Annotated in this window: 16 protein-coding genes and 1 riboswitch; of the genes, 15 read left to right on the top strand and 1 reads right to left on the bottom strand. The window is 69.6% G+C overall.

All coding sequences use genetic code 11. From position 1 onward, the window contains the following. Nucleotides 1–29 precede the first annotated feature (29 nt). Nucleotides 30–1,301 (bottom strand): radical SAM protein, encoded by a 1,272-nt coding sequence (locus GXY15_02565; protein NLV40097.1) that lies wholly within the window; start codon nucleotides 1,299–1,301, stop codon nucleotides 30–32. A 395-nt stretch (nucleotides 1,302–1,696) separates the two neighbouring features. Here GXY15_02565 and GXY15_02560 point away from each other — a divergent pair, with 395 nt between their 5' ends. The 15 genes from GXY15_02560 (at nucleotide 1,697) to GXY15_02490 (ending at nucleotide 20,704) form a co-directional block, all read left to right on the top strand. Further along, nucleotides 1,697–4,387, top strand: a complete 2,691-nt coding sequence (locus tag GXY15_02560; GenBank protein NLV40096.1) for a CHAT domain-containing protein — start codon at nucleotides 1,697–1,699, stop codon at nucleotides 4,385–4,387. Between the two features lie 15 nt (nucleotides 4,388–4,402). Then, nucleotides 4,403–4,786: a peptide chain release factor-like protein gene (locus GXY15_02555; GenBank protein ID NLV40095.1), complete on the top strand. Its 384-nt coding sequence runs from the start codon at nucleotides 4,403–4,405 to the stop codon at nucleotides 4,784–4,786. After that, complete coding sequence (gene ltaE / locus GXY15_02550) at nucleotides 4,779–5,807, top strand: low-specificity L-threonine aldolase (protein NLV40094.1); 1,029 nt, start codon at nucleotides 4,779–4,781, stop codon at nucleotides 5,805–5,807. The genes GXY15_02555 and ltaE overlap by 8 nt, the downstream gene beginning before the upstream one ends. A 240-nt stretch (nucleotides 5,808–6,047) precedes the next feature. Then, nucleotides 6,048–6,277, top strand: a riboswitch (cobalamin riboswitch). 136 nt (nucleotides 6,278–6,413) lie between these two features. Next, complete coding sequence (locus tag GXY15_02545; protein NLV40093.1) at nucleotides 6,414–7,763, top strand: hypothetical protein; 1,350 nt, start codon at nucleotides 6,414–6,416, stop codon at nucleotides 7,761–7,763. Between the two features lie 248 nt (nucleotides 7,764–8,011). Beyond that, nucleotides 8,012–10,804, top strand: coding sequence for a hypothetical protein (locus tag GXY15_02540; protein NLV40092.1), 2,793 nt, complete (start codon nucleotides 8,012–8,014; stop codon nucleotides 10,802–10,804). 97 nt (nucleotides 10,805–10,901) lie between these two features. Beyond that, the gene (locus GXY15_02535; protein ID NLV40091.1) at nucleotides 10,902–11,648 is read left to right on the top strand and encodes an RDD family protein; all 747 of its coding nucleotides are present in this window, start codon (nucleotides 10,902–10,904) and stop codon (nucleotides 11,646–11,648) included. A gap of 12 nt (nucleotides 11,649–11,660) precedes the next feature. Further along, a complete protein-coding gene (locus GXY15_02530) occupies nucleotides 11,661–12,266 on the top strand; it encodes a hypothetical protein (protein NLV40090.1) in 606 nt (201 codons plus the stop codon). Next, a complete protein-coding gene (locus tag GXY15_02525; protein ID NLV40089.1) occupies nucleotides 12,263–13,339 on the top strand; it encodes a hypothetical protein in 1,077 nt (358 codons plus the stop codon). The genes GXY15_02530 and GXY15_02525 overlap by 4 nt, the downstream gene beginning before the upstream one ends. Next, nucleotides 13,317–13,643, top strand: coding sequence for a rhomboid family protein (locus GXY15_02520; GenBank protein ID NLV40088.1), 327 nt, complete (start codon nucleotides 13,317–13,319; stop codon nucleotides 13,641–13,643). Before GXY15_02525 ends, GXY15_02520 begins: the two co-directional genes overlap by 23 nt. Next, a complete protein-coding gene (locus GXY15_02515) occupies nucleotides 13,640–15,382 on the top strand; it encodes a DUF4129 domain-containing protein (GenBank protein ID NLV40087.1) in 1,743 nt (580 codons plus the stop codon). Before GXY15_02520 ends, GXY15_02515 begins: the two co-directional genes overlap by 4 nt. Continuing rightward, on the top strand, nucleotides 15,369–16,646 hold the full coding sequence (locus GXY15_02510) for a DUF4350 domain-containing protein (protein ID NLV40086.1): 1,278 nt from the start codon (nucleotides 15,369–15,371) through the stop codon (nucleotides 16,644–16,646). The genes GXY15_02515 and GXY15_02510 overlap by 14 nt, the downstream gene beginning before the upstream one ends. Before the next feature lie 8 nt (nucleotides 16,647–16,654). Further along, nucleotides 16,655–17,608, top strand: coding sequence for a MoxR family ATPase (locus tag GXY15_02505; GenBank protein ID NLV40085.1), 954 nt, complete (start codon nucleotides 16,655–16,657; stop codon nucleotides 17,606–17,608). After that, nucleotides 17,605–18,939, top strand: coding sequence for a DUF58 domain-containing protein (locus GXY15_02500; protein NLV40084.1), 1,335 nt, complete (start codon nucleotides 17,605–17,607; stop codon nucleotides 18,937–18,939). The genes GXY15_02505 and GXY15_02500 overlap by 4 nt, the downstream gene beginning before the upstream one ends. Next, nucleotides 18,936–19,937 (top strand): stage II sporulation protein M, encoded by a 1,002-nt coding sequence (locus GXY15_02495; protein ID NLV40083.1) that lies wholly within the window; start codon nucleotides 18,936–18,938, stop codon nucleotides 19,935–19,937. The genes GXY15_02500 and GXY15_02495 overlap by 4 nt, the downstream gene beginning before the upstream one ends. Next, entirely contained in the window at nucleotides 19,934–20,704 is a 771-nt protein-coding gene (locus GXY15_02490) for an RDD family protein (GenBank protein NLV40082.1), read from the top strand. Before GXY15_02495 ends, GXY15_02490 begins: the two co-directional genes overlap by 4 nt. Nucleotides 20,705–20,762: the final 58 nt, after the last annotated feature.

Here is a 20,762-nt window from a genome sequence, read left to right as displayed (position 1 = left end):
CTGTCCTCTTTCCTGCCGTCAACGTCGGGTCACAGCGCCCAGGACTCGTCTTCGGGTTCGACGGTTTTCACCTGGTCCTTGATGTAGTGGCGGGGGTCCTGGAGGCGGGGGGCGCCGGAGATGGGCCTGGCCTCCTCCGTGCCGAACAGCTCCGCGTAGTCGCCGTGGAAGCCGTCGCAGATGTCGCGGGCGGCGCATCCCTCGCAGGCCGGGTGGTACTGGTAGTGGCAGTCGCGCTCCGCGCGGATGCGCGCCTCCTCCCGGTACACGGTGTCGAGGCCGCTCAGGGTCTGGACCATTTTTGCCAGCGCGCGCTGTCCGGCGAACTTGACGCCCTGGATCACGGGGCTGCGCTCGTAATGGTCGCGGATGTAGAGGGCGTCGCCGTTTTGCAGCTCGCGCCCGTAGGGCTTGCCCATGAAGAAGGGCTGCATGACGTCGCCCTCCTTGCGCATCTGGGTCTGGCGCATGGTCCACGCCCAGCTCTGGAAGTCCCACTCGTGGGTGTCATAGGTGAGCTGCTGGAAGTTGTAGAAGTTCTTGCGGTGCCGCTCCTCCGCCATGCACAGGGGCAGGTAGCGGACGTTCGTCTCGATGCCCGCCGCGTCCAGCAGGTCCATGGCCTCGGTCAGCTTCTCCGCCACCTCCGAATAGCGCGCCACCGTGTCCGAGCGCCGCTTTCCCTCCTGGTCGCCGAAGGGGTTGAAGGCGATGAAGTTAACGGCGTAGGCGCCGTATTGGATGGCGTGCCGCGCCACCTCCGGAAGGATCGGCACCACGGGCTTGGACATGGTGCAGTTGATGCGGAAGGGGAAGTTCAGCGCCTGCATCCGCTCGATGGCCGCGATGATCTTCTTGTGGGCGCCCTTCACGCGCACCACCTCGTCGTGGATGTCGCCGATGCCGTGGAGGCTCACGAGGAAATCGCGCAGGCCCGCGTCCCGGTACTTCTCGATCTGCCCCGGCGCGGAGAGCACCAGCCCGTTCGTGATGAGCGTGGGGATCAGGCCGATCTCCCGGCAGTAGCGCACCAGTTCCAGAATGTCCCGGTAGACCGTCGGCTCGCCGCCCTGAATGTCTATGGCGTTGTTTCCATAGACATACCGCAGGGTGTGGCAGATTTTCTTCGCCTTCTCCAGGGTCATGAAGGCGTGCTCGGGGTGGTCGTGGTCCTCGATGCGGTCAATGAAGTAGCAGAAGTAACAGCGCTGGTTGCAGGTCTGCCCCAGCCACATGACACCCCGTTTGGTGATGACGCGTCGAGTTGTCTTCTTCAGTCCGTCCTGGCGGGCAGAATTCATCGCCTTCAGGCTCCCAGTACCGCTCATTGGGGGAAACAGCGGGGGCGTCCCGTTGCCCGGTCGGGAAACCGCGGGGGTGCGGTGTTGTTCCCCGCGTGCGGGCGGCCCACCCTTCTTCAAACAACCACAAAGCCCCGGCAGGGGGGCTGCCCGGGGCCCGTTTGGGCGTTGGAAACGCGCCAAAACGCGGCTCCAGAACCCCTCTGGAGTATAGCAGACAGGGGGGGGCGGAACTCAACTGGCCGTCGGAGCGCGCTCACGAAGGCCATTTGCGGGACGGCTTGGATTTCCGGGGGATGTCGGCGCGGAGCGGTTCTCCGGCGGATTGTTGCGTCCTGCGGTCCGCCGCGCGCATACTCAGCCCGAGATTCTCACACCTTAAAGGAACGCCCCGAATGCTCATCCCCCCGGTTTCCATCCTCCGCCGCGCCCTCCCGCTCTGGGTTGGCTGTGTCCTGCTTTCCCTGGTCTCCCTGGCCGCTGTTCCCGGCGACCCCGCCGTGGTGACGGGCACTCCGGCCGCGCAGGATGCTTCCCCCTCGCCGGCCGCCGCCATTTCCGAAGGGCGTCCCGGGGCGATTGTTGCCGCCGAACCCCGCAGGCTGGGCATGGATGCATATGAGAAGGAGGACTACCCCAAGGCCGTCGAGCATCTGTCGGCTGCCCAGGCCTTGGACCCGGCCGACCTGGAGGTCACGGGGCGGCTTGGCTTTTCCCTGAAGGAGACGGGTGCCTATGAGAAGGCGTTGCGTCTTCTGGAAGAGGTGTCAGAGAAGGCGCCGGAGAACTATTACCACTGGTGGTGGCTGTCCGACACCCAGCGCCTGCTGGGCCGGTACGAGGAGGCGCTGAGGAGCATGGAAAGCGCCGTCAAGTACGCTCCGGAGGCGGAAAAGGCGGCTCTTCAGGAGTATGTCGGGTACACCGCCACCCTGTCCGACCGCACCCCCTCCTGGGAAAACGTCGGGCAGCATGTGGATTTTGCCGAGCGGCACCGCAAGAACCGCCGGGTCCGCCGCCAGATCGCCGAATATGCCACCGCCCTCGCAGTGGCGCCTTCGGTTGCCGACGGGGACAAGGAGGGGGACCTGCGGCTCATGTGGATCAACCAGGAGGTGGGCACCCAGTACAACTACATTGAGGAGCCCGATGTCGCGGTGGACTATTTCCTGGCGGCGCTGGGCCACGCCGCGCGCGGTGAAAACCGCGAGAGCGCGATGCGCAACCACCAGAATCTGGCGATTTCGTGGCGCATGCTGTATGACCGCGATCCTGGGGCGGGCGCGGCGCACATGGAGCGCGCCGCCGGCGCGTGGCGCGACGCCCTCGCCGTGGCGCGCGAGATCGCGCACACCGACTACATCCGCTACTGCCAGGGGCGCCTGCTGGAGACGCTCGCCGCCGTCCGGCCCCTGGACGACCCGGAGATCACCGCACTGCGCGAAGCGAACGACAAGGAGGTCCCCTGGAAGGGCCCCGTGAACGAATTCTTCACCGCCGAGGCCGTTGCCGGGGAGCTGGCCTGCCGCCTCGCCGAGGGGGACAACGCGGGGGCGCGCATCCTGGCGGAGATGGCCCTGCCCTACTACGAGGGGTCCACCTATCTCAGCGACTTCCAGCGCGCGGTGGACGTGTATCTCAAGCTCGCCGCCGCGCTGAACCGCCAGGGGCACCCTGAAGACGCCCTGGCCGCCGTGGACAAGGCCGAGGCCAAGGCGGCCGCCGGAAGGCAGTTCATGGATGCCGACGCCTTCAACCGGGGAACAGGCCAGCGCATGCTCCGCTACGCCGCTGTCGCGCGCGTCCGGGCACTCGCCGCCCTGGGGAAACATGAGGACGCCTTCGCGGCGGCCGAATCCTTCAAGACCGCGAGGGTCACCACCCTGCTGGGGGGAAGCATCACCGACGACTCCGCCCGCACCGATGCCGCCAGTGAACGGGAGGCCGTCCGCCTCCGGGTGCCGTGGATTGAGGCCCGCCTCAAAGACGCCGAGGCGGCGGGAGATGCCGAAGAAATTGACCGGTTGCTTGGCCGTTTGGCACGCGATGTCGAAAGGCTGGCCTGGCTGGACCGGGCCGTTGAGTTTGTATCTCCGGAGAACCTGAACTACCCCGCCGTCCAGCCCGGCGAGCTGGCCGCCCTGCGCGCGGTCCTGCCCGCGGGGACCCTTCTTCTGAACTATGCTGTGGACGCCTACGGCGCGGTGGTGGTCATGGCGGGGGCCGATTTCGTCGAGGCGCGCGCGCTGGACTTGAACGAGGCGGCCGCCCTGTCGGGGCTCCACGCGGCCCGCGCGGCGCGGGCCGCGTCCGCCGATGCCGCCGCCCCCCTGGCGGGGCTTTCGGCCGCGCTGCTGGACCCCTGCGCGGAGCGTCTCGCGCAGGCGCAGCGGGTGGTCCTGTGTCCGGACGAGGTGCTGTCCCCGCTCCCCTGGCCGTTGATGACGGCCGCCGGGACGCCGATTGGGCAGTCGCATGTGTTGAGTTTCGCCGAGAGCGCCGGGCTGCTCCTGAAGGCGGTGGAAAAACCCGCCGTCAAGGCGGCGCGCCTCCGGGCCTTCCTGCCCGCCGCCGCTCCGGGCGACGCGGCCGGCCTGCCCGCGGGCGACCATGTTTTCGGCGCCGAGGCGACCCTGACCCGGCTGCTGGAGGGCGCCGCGCCGGAGGACATGCTTTTCCTGTCCGCCAACCTGAATCTGACGCCCCCCGATCCGATGCTCTGCCCGGTGCTGCTGGGCGGGGATGGCGTGCAGGGGGAGACCCCGCCCGCGCGCGTCCTCGGGCTCAACCTGCCCGCCGCCGCCGTGATGCTGGACTGGACCGCCGAGCCCGCGGGAAGCGCACCGCGCGCCGAGGTGTTCTCGGTCCTTGCCGAGGCCTTCCGCCACGCGGGCGCGTCCTCGGTCATCCTCCCGCTCTGGCCCGTCGCCCCGGCCGTGGCGCGGGAGTATCTCACCGCCTTCCTCGCCGCGCAGGCGGGCGCCGACCGCGCCTCGGCGGCGCGCGCGGCGGCGGACGCCCTGCGCGCGGCGCACCCGGAATCGCCGGACTGGGCGGCCTTCCGCCTGACTGGCGACTTCCGCTGACCGGAGGCCCGCGTGATGCCCTCGTTCGGCGTGCGTCCCGAGAAGGAGGCCGAGCTCCGCGAGCGCATGGCCCGCTGCGGCCTGCGCGAGGAGGACCTGCGCGAGAGTTTCATCCGGGGCGGCGGCCCCGGCGGCCAGAAGATCAACCGCACCGCGTCGTGTGTCCAGCTCCGCCACCTGCCCACGGGGCTGGAGGTGCGGATGCAGGAGGCGCGGTCCCAGGCGCTGAACCGGTTCTACGCGCGGCGGCGCCTGTGCGAGCTGCTGGAGAACCAAAGCCTCGGCGCGGACAGCCCCGAGGCTAAAAAGGCCGCGCGCCTGCGCAAGCAGAAGGACCGCCGCCGCCGGCGCGCCGCACCGCCGCACCCGGCGGGGAAAGAGGAGGCTTCCGATGATTGACCTGCGCAGCGACACCGTCACCCTCCCATCGGAGGGGATGCGAAAGGCGATGGCCGGCGCCGAAGTCGGCGACGACGTCTACGGCGAGGACCCCACGGTCAACCGTTTGCAGGACCATGCCGCCGAACTTCTGGAGAAGGAGGCGGCCCTCCTCCTGCCCACGGGCACCATGGCGAACCTCACCGCCTTCCTGTCCCAGACCCGGCCCGGCGACGCCGTCATCCTCAGCGAGGGCGCCCACCCCTTCCACTACGAGAGCGGCAACCTCGCCATGGTCGGCGGCCTCATGACCCGCACCGTCACCGACCCCTTCGGCAAGATGACGGCGGAGCAGGTGGCGGCCCTGGTGGTGCAGGCCGACGACCCGCACTACGCCCACACCACCCTCGTGTCCATCGAGAACACCGCCAACCGGGGCGGCGGCGCGTACTACCAGCACGGCGAGATCGAGGGCATCGGCCGCCTCTGCCGCGAGCGCGGCCTGCGGCTCCACTGCGACGGCGCGCGCCTGTTCAACGCGGCGGCGGCGGCCAACATGGAGGCCCGGTTCCTGGTCCAGCCCTGCGACACGGTGTGCTTCTGCCTGTCCAAGGGCCTCGGCGCGCCCGCCGGGTCGCTGCTCCTTGGCGACCGTGAAACGATCCACCGCGCCCTGCGCTTCCGCAAGATGCTCGGCGGCGGCATGCGCCAGGCCGGCATCCTCGCCGCCGCGGGGCTCTACGCCCTTGAACACCATGTGGACGGCCTCGCCGACGACCACCGCCGCGCACGCCGCCTCCGCACCGCCCTGGAGGGGGAGGGCGTCCGCTTCACGCTGCCCTCGCCCACCAACATCCTCTACATCGAGGTGGACGACGCCGCCCGCGTCGTCCGCGAACTCCGCGAGCGGGAGATCCGCGTGCTGCCCCGCGGCGCGCGGCGCGTCCGCGCCGTTTTCCACCGCGACGTGGACGACGCCGCCACCGAAAAGGCCGTCGAGGCGTTCAAGGAAGTCCTGGGCAAGGGCACCGCGCCCGCGTGATCCTGCGTCATGGGCTACCCCGTCTTCGGACCGGAGTCAATGCGGGCAAGAGATGGCTTCGCTTCGCTCGCCATGACGAGCTTATTCGATGCCCATGACGCGCCCCTTCGCTCGCCACGACGCGCTTCAACCCGTCATGGCGAGCGAAGCGAAGCCATCTCGTTCCCGCGAGCGCCCAGGGCACGGGCATGTAGGGGCGCCGCTTGCTGCGCCCTCTTCTTGACTCGCGGAACGCCCCTCCGGTATCCTGCCCGCGTCGGTTCGCGTGTCCGCGAGGGCGCGCGCCAAGAGGGAATCCGGTGTGAATCCGGAACTGCCCCGCAGCGGTAATCAGGAACGAACGATGCCGGGAGCGCCCCCGCGCTCCAGACGCACTGGGCCCTGTGGCCTGGGAAGCAGCATCCAGTAGGACGCCGCCCGTAGCGGCCCGCCTGTGAGTCCGAAGACCTGCCGACAGGGCCCGGGTGTCCCGCGCGACCCCGGCGGCCCTCCTCGCGGGAGGTTACGGACCCCGTGGAACGCCCGTTCCACGTCCGTGCCGGAGGCGTCCCGCCGGGAAGCCCGCCGGTCCTGCGGAACCCCCGCAACGAAACGAGGGTTTCCGTCATGTCTTTTCACCGTTCCCTGTTCCCTGTCCGTTGCGTCTTCTTTCTTGCCACCGCGCTGTTCGCCGTCGCCGGGGCGGCGCAGCCCATCACCTCCCTCACGGGGTACACCTTCATGCCTTATGACACGGCCCCGGCCGGGGAGTCCGTGGTCAGCTTTGATTTCGACGCCGCGGGCGACCTCTACACGCTGACCGGCGACCCGGACTGGGCGCTGGGCCTGACGGTTTACCGGGGCGTCGGTGCGGGCCGCACGGTTCTCTACGACAGCGACGCCGCCTTCCCCGGATCGCGGGTGACGGTCGTCGGTCCCTGGCTCTACTTCAACGACGGCGGCGACTACGCGCGCTGGGACTTCAACTACTACGTCCTGCCCCTGTCCGGCGGCGCGCCGCTCCTGGCCTACACCACCGTCGAGGGCACGCCCAGCCTCTGGGGTGCGGACACCCGCGACGGCGCGCAGTTCTTCGCCTCCGGCGCCACGGGCTACGGCCCCAGCGAGATTTTTTACATGCCCCTGTCCGGGACCGGGGCGCTGGACAATCTCGTGAGTATTGGCCAGCCCGGCGACTCCTCCGGCCCCCTCGCGTTTGACGCGGACGGAAACCTGTTCTACGCGCCGGGCTACGTTTACTCCGGCCAGCCGTTGGTGTTCCGCTGGTCCGCCGCAGAGGTCGCCGCCGCGCTGGCGGACCCGGCGGGCGCGCCCCTGCTGCCTGCCGGGCATGTTTGGGGCGAAATCCCCGCGCCCTTCACCGGGGCGGCGGGCCTGGCGGTGGATGCGGCGGGCAGTGTCTATGTCACCGCCAATATTTGGGGAGAACCCGGCGAGCTGCTGGTCTTCCGCGCCGACGCCGACGGGGCCAGCCTGGCCCCGGCCGCCCTCGGCCGCCACGCCGCGCGCCTGGAGACCCTCCGCCTGCGCGGCGGACGCGTCTATGTGAACTGCGCCGAGGGCGTGTACAGCATTCCCGAGGTGCTGACCGTGCGCGCCGACGGGCCGCTGGAGCGGTCCGCCGTCATGGGCGAGCCCGCCAGCTTCTCCGTCACCGCCTCCGGCGGCTCCGGCGACACGGCCTACGAGTGGCACCGCGTCACCGCAGGCAAGGCCGACACCCTCGTCGGCACCGACGCGCCCGTCCTCACCGTCACCCCCCAGTGGGGCGACGACGGCGCGCAGTTCTACTGCCTCGTCTCCGACGCGGGCACCACCGGGCTGAAATCCCCCGTGTTCACCCTCGACGTCACGCCCAAGCTGCCCGTCGCCGAGGGCATGGGCCTAGCCATCCTCGCCACAGTCCTCGCCGCCGCAGGCGCCCGCCGCGCGCGGCGGCGTTCATCAGCGCGGTGATGGGCCCGGTGCTTCTCAGGGGACACGGTGTTTACGCGGAAGACTGAAGACAAGGCCGCCGGGACGGCGGCGGTACGGGCTTGCGTACCGCAGGCGTCCCGCCTGCCTCGTCTTTTCGTCCGTGTTTCACCCTGCGTTTTTTGTGTTTCCCCCCCGTTCCGGTGTACATTTCGGGGCGTTTCCCCGGGTTCCCCGGGGCTGTTTCCAGCATGCAGCGGGCCGCTGGCCTTATTTCAGGAGACTCCATCATGTCCGACGAGCGCAAGATCATCCATGTCGTGTCCAACTCCCACTGGGACCGGGAATGGGGCTACCCCTTCGAGGAGACGCGCCTGCTTCTGCTGAAGTTCATGGACGAGCTGCTGGACCTGCTGGACACGGACCCAGAGTTTCACTCGTTCACCATGGACTCGCAGACCCTGTGCGTGGAGGACTACCTGGAGCTGCGCCCGGAGCGGCGCGCCGACATCGAGAAGCATGTGAAGTCCGGCCGCCTCATCGTCGGCCCGTGGTATTCCCTGCCGGAGGAGTACATCTGCAACGGCGAGTCGCTGGTGCGCAACCTGGTGGTGGGCCACCGCAGCGCCGACAGTCTCGGCAAGGTCTCCAAGATCGGGTACACCCCGTTCAGCTATGGCCAGACCTCGCAGATTCCCCAGATTTACAACGGCTTCGACATTGACACGATCATCTTCTACCGGGGGATCAACACGCCGAAGTGCGAGTACATCCTGGAGGGGCCGGACGGCTCGCGGCTCTTCGGGTCGCGGTTCGGCACGATGAGCCGGTTCAGCTATTACATCTACGTCTACCGGGTCCTGCGCTACGGGTCGGACGAGGTTTTCACGCGCTACGACTGGGACCGGGGCGCGGCGCCGTTCCGGCTGGCGTCCGACGCGCGCCCGCGGGAGCACTACTACATCCTCGACGACAAGAAGAAGCAGTGGAACGACGCGCCCATCCGCGAGCAGCTCCTGAAGCTGGTGCGGGACGAGTCGGAGCACTTCTCCTCGCGCCACATCGTGGCCATGCAGGGCTTCGACTCGTCGAACCCGGACCCCGAGGAGACGCGGATCATGAAGCTCTGCCAGGAGCTGCTGCCGGAGCATGACATCCGCTTCTCCAGCCTGGAGGAGTACATGAACGGCATCCGCGCCGAGGTGAAGGACCCCATCGTCCTGCGCGGCGAGTTCCGCGACCCCGGCGCCACGGGCAAGTGGACCCATCTCTTCGGCGACGTCATCAGCGCGCGGCCCCGCCTGAAGCAGGCCAACCACGCCTCCGAGGTCAACCTCCAGCGGCGCGCCGAGCCCTGGAGCGCCGTCGCCTCCATGGCCGGCGGCGAGTACCTCAAGACCGCCCTCGACCGCTGCTGGCGCTTCCTCCTCCAGAACCACCCGCACGACACCATCACCGGCGGCGGCATTGACCAGATGGAGAAGGACTCCCACTTCCGCTTCGACCAGATCAACATCATCTGCGACGGCCTGTCCCGCCGCGCCCTGGAGGCCGTCCAGCGGCAGGTGGACAACGGCGACCTGTCCCCGCGCGACAGCGTGGTGACGGTCTTCAACCCCTGCCCGTTCCCGCGCAAGGGCGTCGTCTCCTGCCTGGTGGACATGCCGCAGAACATGGGCTACGAGGCCTTCAGCCTCGTGAACCCCGCGACGGGGAAGAAGCTGCGCATGCAGAGGCAGGAGCGCTTCCCCATGGGCGTGCTCGTGCGCAACCTCCAGGACATCTCGGTCGAGGTCCGCACGGAGCGCGTGCGCTGCCATGTCGAGCTGGACGAGGTGCCCGCCTACGGCTACGCCACCTACCACGTCGCCCGCGAGGAGATGTTCGACCGCGCGCCCGGAAGCCTCGCGCCGGAGGTCAACGTGCTGGAGAACGCCTTCGTGCGCGTCCGGTTCAACAGCGACGGCACCCTCGATCTCCTCCACAAGGAGACGGGCCGCGCCTACACCGGCCTGCACTACCTCGAGGACTCCGGCGAGACCGGCCACTCGTGGATCCATATGGAGCCCGAGCGCAACGAGGTCATCACCTCCCACGGATGCCCCTGCGACATCGCCCTGGAGGAGGACGGGCCCCTGCTCGCTCGGATGCGCGTGGACTACCACCTGAGCATCCCCGTCAGCGTCGAGGACGAGCCCTATGTGGACTTCCGCGAGGGCGACATCAACGACACGGGCCGCACGAAGGAGCGGCGTGAGATGGTCGTCACCAGCCGTTTCACCCTGCGGGCCGACTCGCCGCGCCTGGACATCCAGACCTCCTTCGAGAACACCTGCAAACACCACCGTCTCCGCGTGGTGTTCCCCACCCGCCTCGCGGGCTGCGACCGCACGGACGCGGAAATCTCCTACGACGTCATCGGCCGCGACATCCATGTCAAGGAGGGGAACGCCTACTTCGGCAAGCCGAACCCGCAGTACCCCATGCACCGCTTCGTGGACATGACGGACGGCACCCACGGCTTCGCCGTCCTCAACAACTCCGGGCTCCGCGAGTACGAGGCCATGGACCGGGCGGACAAGCCGCTGGCCGTCACGCTCCTGCGCGCCTTCACCTTCCGCAACTCCCCCGTGTTCGGCCGCTGGGAGACCTTCCCGGACATGGAGCTGGCCCAGTGCATCGGCAAGTTCGAGTGGACCTACGCCCTGTACCCCCACAGCGGCGACTGGACCAACGGCGTCTACGCCCAGGCCGAGGACATGAACCTGCCGCTGGAGCCCGCGCAGGCCGGGCCGCACACGGGCACCCTGCCCAAGGCCCTCAGCTTCCTCACGCTGGAGGGCGAAAACCTCCAGGTCACGGCCTTCAAGCAGGCCGAGGACCGGCCCGGCAGCTACATCCTCCGCGTGTTCAACCCGACGGCGAAGCCCGTGGACGGCGTGGTGCGGACCCACCGCCCCCTCACCGGCGCGTGGCTCACCAACCTGAACGAGGAGCGCCGCGAGACCCTCGCCCCCGGGGGCAGCACGCTCAGGCTCGCCTTCGGCCCCAAGAAGATCCTCACCGTCGAGTTCACCCTGTAGGCTCCATATCAACGCCGCCGGTGGTCCAAGTTGACCGTCCGGCGGCGTTAGTGTATTCTTGCCGCAGGTCAAAACGGATCTGCGGAGGAACCAGGCTGTGCAGTATTACGCGGTGATCAACGGGGAGCGCACCGGTCCGTACACCGGGGAGGAGTTTCAGCAGCGGGTGGACGCGGGGGATATCCTTCCCAACACCCTGGTGTGGCGGCAGGGCATGACCGAGTGGAAGCCCTTCGCCCAGCTGAATGCGGCGCCGGAAACGGCGGGGACAACGGGGACCTGCGTTGAGTGCGGGGGGCAGTTCCCCGACGGGGACCTGATGGACTACCAGGGCATCCGCATCTGCGCCGCGTGCAAGCCCGTGTTCCTGCAGCGCGTGCGCGAGGGGGCAGACCTTCCGGCGACCTACGGCGCGCGGTACTCCCTGCGCTATGCCGGGTTCTGGATACGCGTTGTCGCCTACCTCCTGGACACGCTCATTCTCTACGTCACAAGCGTGCTGGTCATGCTTCTCCCCTTCATGGAAGGCATGTCCCAGACGGATCTCAGCGGGATGTCCGGCTGGACCATCCTGTTGTCCGTGCTCCTGAATTCTTCCATAGCCATCGCCTATTTCACGGGGTTCACGGGGCGCTTTGGCGCCACGCCGGGCAAGATGGCGCTGGGCCTGCGCGTGGTGCGCCCCGACGGGGGAAGGGTCTCCTACCTGCGCGCCCTGGGCCGTTATTTCGGGTTGCTGCTCAGCAGCGTCATCCTCTATGCCGGTTTCATCATGGCGGCCTTTGATGACGAGAAGCGGACGTTGCACGACCGCATTTGCGACACGCGCGTGGTGCGGAAATAGGGGAGGGGAGACATGCGGGTCTACGCGGCGCGCTGCGCGAACTGCCGGCTCTCGTTTGAGGCGTCGCTGAAGGACGCCCGGATGCTGGTCTTCTGCCCCGGGTGCGGGGCCCGGCAGGACCTCTGGCTGTTTCCGGCGCTGGCGCGGCCCGCGCCCGCGCGCCCCGATGCGGGCGCCGTGGTGCTCACGGACGAAAGCACCTGCTTCCACCACTCCGAGAAACGCGCCGAGGCCGTCTGCGACGCCTGCGGATGCTTCCTGTGCGCCCTGTGCGACATTGAGGCCCCCGGCGGGGGGCATTACTGCCCCGCCTGCCACGCGAAGGGGGAGGCCGGGCTGGCAAAGGTGCGGGAACGGTCCGGCCAGATGCTGTACGATGAGGTGGCCTTGACGATGGCCCTCATCTCGACCCTGATCCCGTACTTCTCGCCGTTCACCGCGCCAGTGGTCCTGTATATCGTGTTCAAATACTGGTCCAAACCCCTGAGCGCCGTGCCCCGCGGGCGGTGGCGGTTTGTGGTGGCGCTGCTGCTGGCGATGCTTCAGCTGGTGGGGATTCTCTTCCTGATCGGGCTCCTGTGGTACTTGTACGTTGTTGAGGGGGGGCTTCCGACATGAAAGACCCCCGGGAAATGCGGCGCCTGGCGAAGTGCTGGTCCCCCCCCGTGGGTGGCCGGCACTCTCTTTGGCTGGCCGGAGACCATCTGCTGCATGTGACGAACAACGGGTACAGCGAGCGTGTCCGGCGCTTCTACCTCAGCGACATCGAGAGCATGAGCCTGGGAAAGACCCGGGGCGGGACCGTCGTGTTGGTGGTGTCTCTGGTGGTGTTCGCGGTGCTCGTTGCCGTCTATGTTTTCTCCCCGGTGCCCGTTCCGGTCGTCGTTTCCGTGTTTGCCTGGCCCGCCATGGCGGTCGCCGGGTTCGCGTTTTCGCGCAGCCTTATCCTCGGTCCCACGAGCGTCTGCGTGCTCCACACCGCCGTGCAGGAGGAGGAGCTGAAGGCCCTCGGGCGGCACCGCAGGGCCCTGGCCGCGCTCCACGAGCTGGCGCCGCACATCGTGGCGGCCCAGGGCGGCCCCCTGCAGCCCGGAGAGCTGGAGGCCGCCGGGGAGACAGCGGTTTTGGAGCCCGGAAGGCACCGGGCGGACATGCAGGATTCCGCAGGACGGGACACGCCCCGGGAACCCCTGCGCTCGGTCCGGTGGCACGCCGCCGCCTTCGGGTTCCTGATGCTGCTGGGGGCAAGCTGCATTGCCGACGCCTTTGTCTCCAACTCCTGGAAGAACGCGGCGGACACCGGGCTCATCGCGCTCATCGTGGGGCTGACGATCGTTGCCCTCTCCCGCCATTCGCGCGGCCTGACGGTCCCCTGGCTCAAGCAGGCGCTGATCGCGCTGGTGGTGTATCTGGGCGGGTTTCTGGTTTTCGTCATGCAGTTCATGGCGATACTGCCCTACTTTGACCCGGCCGCAGCCGCCCAGGAAACGCGCTACGCCAGCCCCGTGTTTCAGGTTCTCGTCGTGGCCTCGGGGTTTGTCGCGGTGCTGCTGGGGGCGGTCGGCCTGATGCTGGTCCAGGACCAGGCGGCGTGGGTCCGGAAGCGGGACGCGGAGAAACGGGGCGAAGCACCGCTGTCTGTTGCGGGAACCGGACCGGCGGGGGCGGATGATGACGACACCGCTCAGTGAGAAACGCTGCAGCAACCACGCGGGCCGCGAGGCGGCGGCCCGGTGCCCGGAATGCCGCCAGTTCTTCTGCCGGGAATGCGTGGTGGAGCATGGCGGGCGGCTGCTGTGCGCCGCCTGCATCGCGCGGCTCGAACGGCGCGGGGCGGCCGGGAACCGCCGCGCGGGCGGGCTCTTCCCCCTTCTGGCCGCGCTGGCCGGGCTGCTGATGCTGTGGCTGGTCTTTTTCGGGGTGGGCTACGGCCTGCACGCCCTTCCCCACACCTTTCATGAGGATGCAGCGGACACCGGGGGGGAGGCGGAATGACGGACAGGCCGTCATACCCTTTTCTCGCGACGGCCGAGGAGGCCTTTGATGTTGTCCGGGCGGCGGGCTTTCCCGCCCTCGCCCTCCATCTGACGGGAAGCCTGCCCTTCGCCGCGGCGGTGCTGTTCTTCTACGCCGACTGCGCCCTCGCCCCCGTGCTGGACGGGTCCAGACTCCTGGGGATGTCCTTTGGCCTCGCCGCCTTGTTTGTGTGGATGAAGACCTGGCAGACCTTTTACGCACGCCGCCTTCGGGAGACGCTGCTGGACATTTCCGCTGAACCCGTCACCCCCGGGGAATGGCTGCGGGTCTGTGTCCGGCAGGCGGCCCTCCAGCCGTGGAGCCTGGCGGCGCTCCCGCTGGCCCTGCTGGCCACCCTGCCATTTGCCTGGGTGCACGCCTTCTTCCAGAATCTGACGGTGCTGGATGACGGCGCGAACCCCTCCCTGGGCGCGCTGTGCGGACGGGCCGTCCGGGCCGCCAAGCACAACCCGAAAGGGAACCACCTGCTGATCTGGGCCTTCTCCCCCGCGCTGGGGCTGTTTGCGGCGCTCTTCTGGCTGCTCCTGCTTCCCCTGGTGGAGGGGTACACCCCCGTGGGTTTCCTGGCCTACGCCTGGGGGGGGCTTCTCGCTGCCGCCGCGCTGCTGTTGAGCCCGTTCTTTCTGGTGGTTGCGGCCAATGTCGCGCTTTCCCTGCTCATGCTTCCCCAGTTGGCGCGCATTTTCCTGGGCATCCGGTCCGTGTCCGTGTGGGATTCCGGCCTCATGGAGGACGGCGCCTTCATCGCCCTGGTCGCCGTGCTGTCCTGGCTGTGTCTCGACCCCCTGGTCAAGGCGGTGCATGTGGTGCGCTGCCACCACTGCGAGACGGAGGCCACGGGGGAGGACCTGCTCCTGCTTCTCCGCCGGAGCCGCACCGCAGTCTCGCTGCTGCTCGCGGCTGCGGCCCTGGCCCTGGGTGGCCCGGCCTTTGCCGGGACGGACCCGCCGCCCGCGCCGCCGGACACTGCGGCCCTGGACACGGCGCTGGACGAGGTGCTGGCCCGTCCTGAATACGCCTGGCGCGTCTCCCGCGAGTTCCATCTGCGGGACGATCTGCCCGCCCTGTCGTTCCTCCGGGAGATGGGCAGGGCGGTCCAGCGCGCCTGGGAGAAGTTTGTGGACTGGGTGGACAGGATTGTCTCCTGGTTCCAAGACCTGTGGGATAAAGTAATCCCCGATGCGCCCGAAGGGGGCGGCGCCGGGGCCGGAGTGCGCCTGTCCTACGCGCTGCTGCTCGCGGCTTTGACACTGCTGCTTCTGCTGGTGGCGGTCCTTTACGCCCGCCGCCGGCGGGAGAGGGTCGAACTGCTGGAGGCCGCCGTCCTGACCGCCGAACCCAACCCCGGGGACGAGGCGGTGACCGCCGCCGACCTGCCCGAGGACCGGTGGCGGGAGCTGGCGCTGGAGCACGCGGCGCGCGGCGAGTTCCGCACGGCGCTCCGGGCCGCGTTTCTGGGGCTGCTGGGCACGCTGGCGCGGGACAACCAGGTGGCGGTCGCCCGCCACAAGTCCAACCGCGAATACGCGGAGGAGCTTCGCCGCCGCGCCCACGCGCGGCCCGAATACCTGCGCCTGTTCACCGACGGGGTGGGGCTGTTTGAGCCCGCATGGTATGGGACGTCTCCGGCGGACCGGACGCAGGTGGACCGGATGCTGAACCTCATGGAGGAGACCCGCCGTCTTGCACGGAGCTAACAGAGTGGCCGTGGTGCTTGCCCTTCTGGCCCTCGCCGTCTTCGGCGCGGCGGTGCACCGCTATTTCCACCGGTATTTCGACGCCGGGGCGGCGGGCGCCGACTACTCCTCCTACCTGCGCGGCCCCAAGGGGACCCGCGCCCTCTATGAGGCACTGGAGGGTCTCCCGCAGGGGTCCGTCTCCCGGAATGTCCGCCCTCTGGACCGGTTGCCGGAGGGGGACGACACCACCCTGCTCATCGTCGGGGTCGAGCCCTGGCTCATTTCCGACGCGGACGTGCGTTTCCTGACCCGCTTTGCGGCCTCCGGCGGCAGGGTGGTCATCGCCGTTCCGGAAAGTCTGGACTTGCTCTCCGGGGACGACAAGGATTCCGGGGACGACGCCGCGAAGAAGGGGGACGGAGACAGCGAAAAGGACGGGGAGAAGGCGGAGAAGAAGGCGGAGGAGAAGGCGGAGGAGAAGGCGGAGGAGAAGCCGGAGAAGAAGAACCAGGCCTGTGATCCGAAGAAGGGCGCGTGCGCCGCGTGCTGCGACTCCTGCGAGTCGCTGTGGGGGGCCGCCTTCATAGAGGGGGAGTCCAAGGGAGTGAAGGAGGCGCGCGCCGTGGACGCGGTGAAGGACGCCCTTCCGGAGGCGCTGCCCTGGAGGGGAGACGCCCGCATCGAGACCGGGGACGAGCATTGGCGGACCGTCTGCACGGCCGGCGGCGCGCCTGTGGTCGCCGAGCGCGGCCTGGGGGCGGGCAGCGTGGTCCTCTGTTCGGACAGCTACCTTTTCAGCAACGAGGCCCTGGCCGGGGACCGCCAGACGCGCCTGCTTTCGTGGTTTCTCGGCGGGGCGCGCCGGGTGATCTTCGAGGAGTCCCACCTCGGGGTGTTCGAGAGCGAGGGTGTCATGTCCCTGGCCCTCCAATACGGCCTGGGACCGCTGCTTGCCGTGTTTGCGGCCGTCTTCGCGCTGTTCGCGTGGCGGAGTCTGACCAGTCTGGACCCCGGCCCGCCGCGGGACGCCTCCGTGCGGGAGGCCGCCGGGCGCGGCAGCGGCGAGGCCCTCACGGGACTGCTTCATCGGGCCGTCCCCCCGGCGTCCCTGCTGGGGCTGTGCGTCCGGGAGTGGGCGGCCACGGAGCCGCCCGCGCCGTCCGCCTCCCCTGGGGCGGGGCGGCGTCTGGAGGCCGAAACTGTCGCGGCGGCCGCCGGTCCGGACCGGGTTTCCGCCTACAACCGCATCTGTGCAATCCTCAAGGAAAGGAGAGAACGGTGAACGACAACCTGAACCTGCTGACGGGCGCGCTCGCGCGCGTGCGGGAGGAGACCGCGAAGGTGGTCATCGGGCAGGACGCCCCGGTGCGCGCGGCCCTCATCGCGATTCTCACGGGGCAGCACGTGCTTATTGAGGGCGTTCCCGGCGTGGCCAAGACGCTGCTCGTGCGGACCCTGGCCCGCGCGATGGGCTGCTCCTTCGCCCGTATCCAGTTCACGCCCGACCTCATGCCCGCGGACATCATCGGGACCAATGTCTTCAACCTCCAGCGGAACGAGTTCTCCCTGGTGAAGGGGCCCGTCTTCTCGTCGTTCCTCCTGGCCGACGAGATCAACCGCGCGCCCGCGAAGACGCAGTCCGCCCTCCTCCAGGCCATGCAGGAGCGCGCCGTCACCATTGACCGGGAAACCTTCCGGCTTCCGCCGCACTTCACCGTCTTCGCCACGCAGAACCCCATTGAGTACGAGGGGACCTATCCGCTCCCCGAGGCGCAGAAGGACCGGTTCATGCTCAAGGTGTCCATGGACTGCCCGGAGCGCGGCGAGGAGCTGGAGCTGGCCCGGCGCATGCTCGCCGGGGAGTCCCCCGAGGCCGTGCTGGAGCGGGGCGGGGTGGCGCAGGTGGTCACCCAGGACGAGCTGGCGGCCCACTGCGCCCATCTCGGCGGGGTCGGCGTGCGCGACGAGATCGCCGCCTACATCGTGGACATTGTGCGCAGGACGCGGGCGGAGCAGGCGGTCCTCGTGGGGGCGGGACCCCGCGCGACCCAGGCGCTTCTCCTGTCCTGCCGCGTGAACGCCCTGCTGGAGGGGCGCGATTTTGTCACCCCGGACGACGTGAAGGCCCTCACGGCCCCCGTCCTGACGCACCGCCTCGTGCTGCGTCCGGAATATGAGATTGAGGGGCTGTCCGTGCCCGATGTGGTCGCCCGCATCCTGAGGGAGGTGCCCGTTCCCCGATGATGGTTCCCCGGGAAAGACTGGTTCTCTGGACCGGTGTGGTGGGCGCGTCCTGCGTGCTCGCCGCGGCCGCCGAACCGCGGTGGGCCCTGCCCGCGGCGGCGGCCGGCGCGCTGTCCGCCGCCGTTGTCCTGCTGGACGCCTGGGTCTCGCGCGGGCGGCTGGCCGGTCTGCGCCTCCGGTTTCCGGGCGATGTCCGCCTGACCTGCGGGCGCCCCGGCGAGGTGGAGCTGCTCGTGGATGGCTCCTCCTGCGGCCTGCGCCGGCTGCGGCTGGCCCTCGCCTGGCCCGCCGGGTTCGCGCCGGAGCGGCGCGTGATGGAGGTGGCGCTCCCCGGGGACGCGCCCGGGCGCCTGCTCTGGCCCTGCATGGCCGACCGGCGGGGGCGCCACAGCATCGCCTTCGCGCGCGCGGAGACCCCCTCGCGCCTCGGGTTTTGGGATGTGCGCCGGAGCCTCCCGCTGGACCAGCCGGTGCGCGTGTATCCCGACCTCTCCGCGGAGCGCCGGGGCATGGCGGCGGTCTTCCTGAACCGGGGGCTGGCGGGCGTTCATGTGCGGCGCATGGTCGGCAAGGGCCGCGAGGTGGAGAAGCTGCGCGAGTACCTCCCCGGGGACAGTTACGAGGACATCCACTGGAAGGCCACCGCGCGCCGCGCGCGGCCTGTAACCAAGAGCTACCAGATCGAGCGGTCCCAGGAGGTCTACGTGGTGATGGACACGTCGCGCCTCAGCGCGCGGCCCGCCTCGGAGACGGGGGACGGCGGGGGGCCGCCCCTGCTGGACCGCTTCATCACCGCGGCCCTGCTGCTGGGAATGGTGGCGGGGCGCCAGGGGGACCTTTTCGGCGTGGCCGCCTTCGACGACCGCGTGCGGGCATTTGTCCGGGCGGGCGGCGGCCCGGGCCACCACGCCGTCGTGCGCGACGCCGTGTTCGCCCTGGCACCCGCGCCGGTCAACCCGGACTTCGGCGAGCTGTGCGCCTTCCTCCGCCTGCGCCTGCGCCGCCGCGCCCTGGTCATCCTCCTGACCAGTCTTGACGACCCGGTCCTTTCCGAGGAGTTCGTGCGCAACATGGAGCCGGTCTTCCGCAAGCACCTGGTCCTGGTGAACACGCCGGTCCCGCCCGGGGTGGGCCGGCTCTTCTCGGAGCAGGCGCGTGAGGGGGAGGACCTCCACGGGCGGCTCGCGGGCCATTACCGGTGGCGCCAGCTCAGGGAGCTGGAGTTCGCCCTGCGGCGCAGGGGCGTGGGCCTCCAGATGCTGGACGACGCCCGCATGTGCCCGCAAATGGCCGCCCAATACCTGGGCGCGCGCCAGAGGCAGCTCCTATGATTGTGGACATCCAGCGCTTTCTCGCCGCCGAGTCGCCCCATTGGGACGAGCTTTCCGCCATGCTGGACCGCATTGACCGCGACCCCGCCGCGCCGCTCCCGCTGGAGGAGGCCAGGCGCTTCCATTACCTCTACCAGCGCGCCTCCACCGGGCTTGCCCGGCTTGCCGGGTTCCCCCCCGACCATCCGGCGCGCCGCCGCCTGGAGCCCCTCGTCGCCCGCGCCTACGCGGAGGCGCACTCGGCGCGCGCGGCCGGCCGGCGGTTCCGTCCGCTGGTCTGGTTCTTCGCCGAGTTTCCCCGCACGTTCCGGCGGCGCGCGGCGGCCTTCTGGGTCTCCCTCGGGGTGACGCTCGCGGGGGTGCTCTTCGGGGGCCTCGCGCTCTACGCCGACCAGGAGTCGAAGCGGGTGCTCATGCCGTTTTCCCACCTCATGCAGGACCCCGCGCAGCGGGTGCAGGAGGAGGAAACCGCGGAGGAGCACCGGCTGGACGGCGGCCACGGCTCCTTTGCCGCCTACCTGATGACCCACAACATCCGCGTCTCCGTCACGGCCATGGCCTTCGGCCTCCTCTTCGGCCTGGGGAGCGTCGTTCTGCTTTTCTACAACGGTGTCATGCTGGGCGCCGTCGCCGCGGACTACATTCTCGCGGGACAGACAGCCTTCCTCGCCGGGTGGCTGCTGCCCCACGGGTCGGTGGAGATTCCGGCGATCCTGCTGGCCGGGCAGGCCGGGCTGGTGCTCGGGGGGGCGCTGCTCGGCGGCGGCTCGCCGGACCCCGTCCGCGCGCGCCTGCGCGCCGCGGCGCCCGACATCGTGACCCTGGTCGGCGGCGTGGCCGTGATGCTCGTGTGGGCCGGCATTGTGGAGTCGTTCTTCTCCCAGTACCACGAGCCGGTGGTGCCCTACTGGCTCAAGATCACTTTCGGCGCGGGCGAGCTCCTGCTGCTCACGGTCTTCCTGGCCGCCGCCGGAAGGGCGGGGGAGGGGCGCGCATGAGCGCACGGCTCCGCGAAAACCGCCTGATTGTCCGCACCCCCGAGGGGGTGGTCTTCGCCCTGCCCCTGGCCGGACCGCTGACCCGGTTCCTCGCCTGGCTCGTGGACTGCGGGATCGTGCTGGCGGCGCAGTCGGCGCTTTCCGGGTTCCTGCCGCTGATGGGCGTGATTGGGGCGGACATGGGCACCGCCGTGGCGATTTTGCTGTTTTTCGCGCTCAACATGGGGTACGGCCTGGCGGCGGAGTGGTTCTGGCGCGGGCAGACCGTGGGAAAGCGCCTCCTCGGCCTGCGGGTGATGGACGCCGGCGGGCTGCGCCTCCAGTTCAGCCAGATCGCCCTGCGCAATCTCCTGCGCGCCGTGGACATTCTTCCAGGCCTCTACCTGGCGGGGGGGCTGGCCTGCGTTCTCAGTTCCCGGGCGCAGCGTCTCGGCGACCTCGCCGCGAACACCGTCGTGGTCAGGGGCGACCGGGCGGGGGATATCGAACTGCCCGCCACCGTTTCCGGGAAATACAACTCCCTGCGCGCCTGGCCCCATCTGGAGGCGCGCCTGCGCCAGTTGGTCACGCCCCAGGAGGCGGGGGCCGCGCTGGCCGCCCTCCTGCGCCGCAACACCCTCGACCCCGACGCGCGCGTCAGGGTCTTCGCGGCGTTTGCCGCCCGGTTCCGGGAAAAAGTCCCCTTTCCCGAGGAGGCCACCTTCGGCCTCTCCGACGAGGCCCTCGTCCGAAACGTGCTCGACAGTCTCCGCGGCCGCGCGGACTGACCGCCCCGGCCTCGGGAAATGTCCGGCAATGTTGCGCACCCGTCACGCACAGACCCTT

The organism is Candidatus Hydrogenedentota bacterium, assembly GCA_012730045.1.
Lineage (GTDB): Bacteria > Hydrogenedentota > Hydrogenedentia > Hydrogenedentales > CAITNO01 > JAAYBR01.
The sequence above is the reverse complement of the archived record's forward strand: the minus strand, read 5'-3'. Positions and strand labels throughout refer to the sequence as shown.

What these genes read in the sequence shown, in the direction of transcription:
- GXY15_02565 (NLV40097.1), bottom strand. Translation starts at nt 1,301, where the DNA reads ATGAATTCTGCCCGCCAGGACGGACTGAAGAAGACAACTCGACGCGTC.
- GXY15_02560 (NLV40096.1), top strand. Translation starts at nt 1,697, where the DNA reads ATGCTCATCCCCCCGGTTTCCATCCTCCGCCGCGCCCTCCCGCTCTGG.
- GXY15_02555 (NLV40095.1), top strand. Translation starts at nt 4,403, where the DNA reads ATGCCCTCGTTCGGCGTGCGTCCCGAGAAGGAGGCCGAGCTCCGCGAG.
- ltaE (NLV40094.1), top strand. Translation starts at nt 4,779, where the DNA reads ATGATTGACCTGCGCAGCGACACCGTCACCCTCCCATCGGAGGGGATG.
- GXY15_02545 (NLV40093.1), top strand. Translation starts at nt 6,414, where the DNA reads ATGTCTTTTCACCGTTCCCTGTTCCCTGTCCGTTGCGTCTTCTTTCTT.
- GXY15_02540 (NLV40092.1), top strand. Translation starts at nt 8,012, where the DNA reads ATGTCCGACGAGCGCAAGATCATCCATGTCGTGTCCAACTCCCACTGG.
- GXY15_02530 (NLV40090.1), top strand. Translation starts at nt 11,661, where the DNA reads ATGCGGGTCTACGCGGCGCGCTGCGCGAACTGCCGGCTCTCGTTTGAG.
- GXY15_02525 (NLV40089.1), top strand. Translation starts at nt 12,263, where the DNA reads ATGAAAGACCCCCGGGAAATGCGGCGCCTGGCGAAGTGCTGGTCCCCC.
- GXY15_02520 (NLV40088.1), top strand. Translation starts at nt 13,317, where the DNA reads ATGATGACGACACCGCTCAGTGAGAAACGCTGCAGCAACCACGCGGGC.
- GXY15_02515 (NLV40087.1), top strand. Translation starts at nt 13,640, where the DNA reads ATGACGGACAGGCCGTCATACCCTTTTCTCGCGACGGCCGAGGAGGCC.
- GXY15_02500 (NLV40084.1), top strand. Translation starts at nt 17,605, where the DNA reads ATGATGGTTCCCCGGGAAAGACTGGTTCTCTGGACCGGTGTGGTGGGC.
- GXY15_02495 (NLV40083.1), top strand. Translation starts at nt 18,936, where the DNA reads ATGATTGTGGACATCCAGCGCTTTCTCGCCGCCGAGTCGCCCCATTGG.
- GXY15_02490 (NLV40082.1), top strand. Translation starts at nt 19,934, where the DNA reads ATGAGCGCACGGCTCCGCGAAAACCGCCTGATTGTCCGCACCCCCGAG.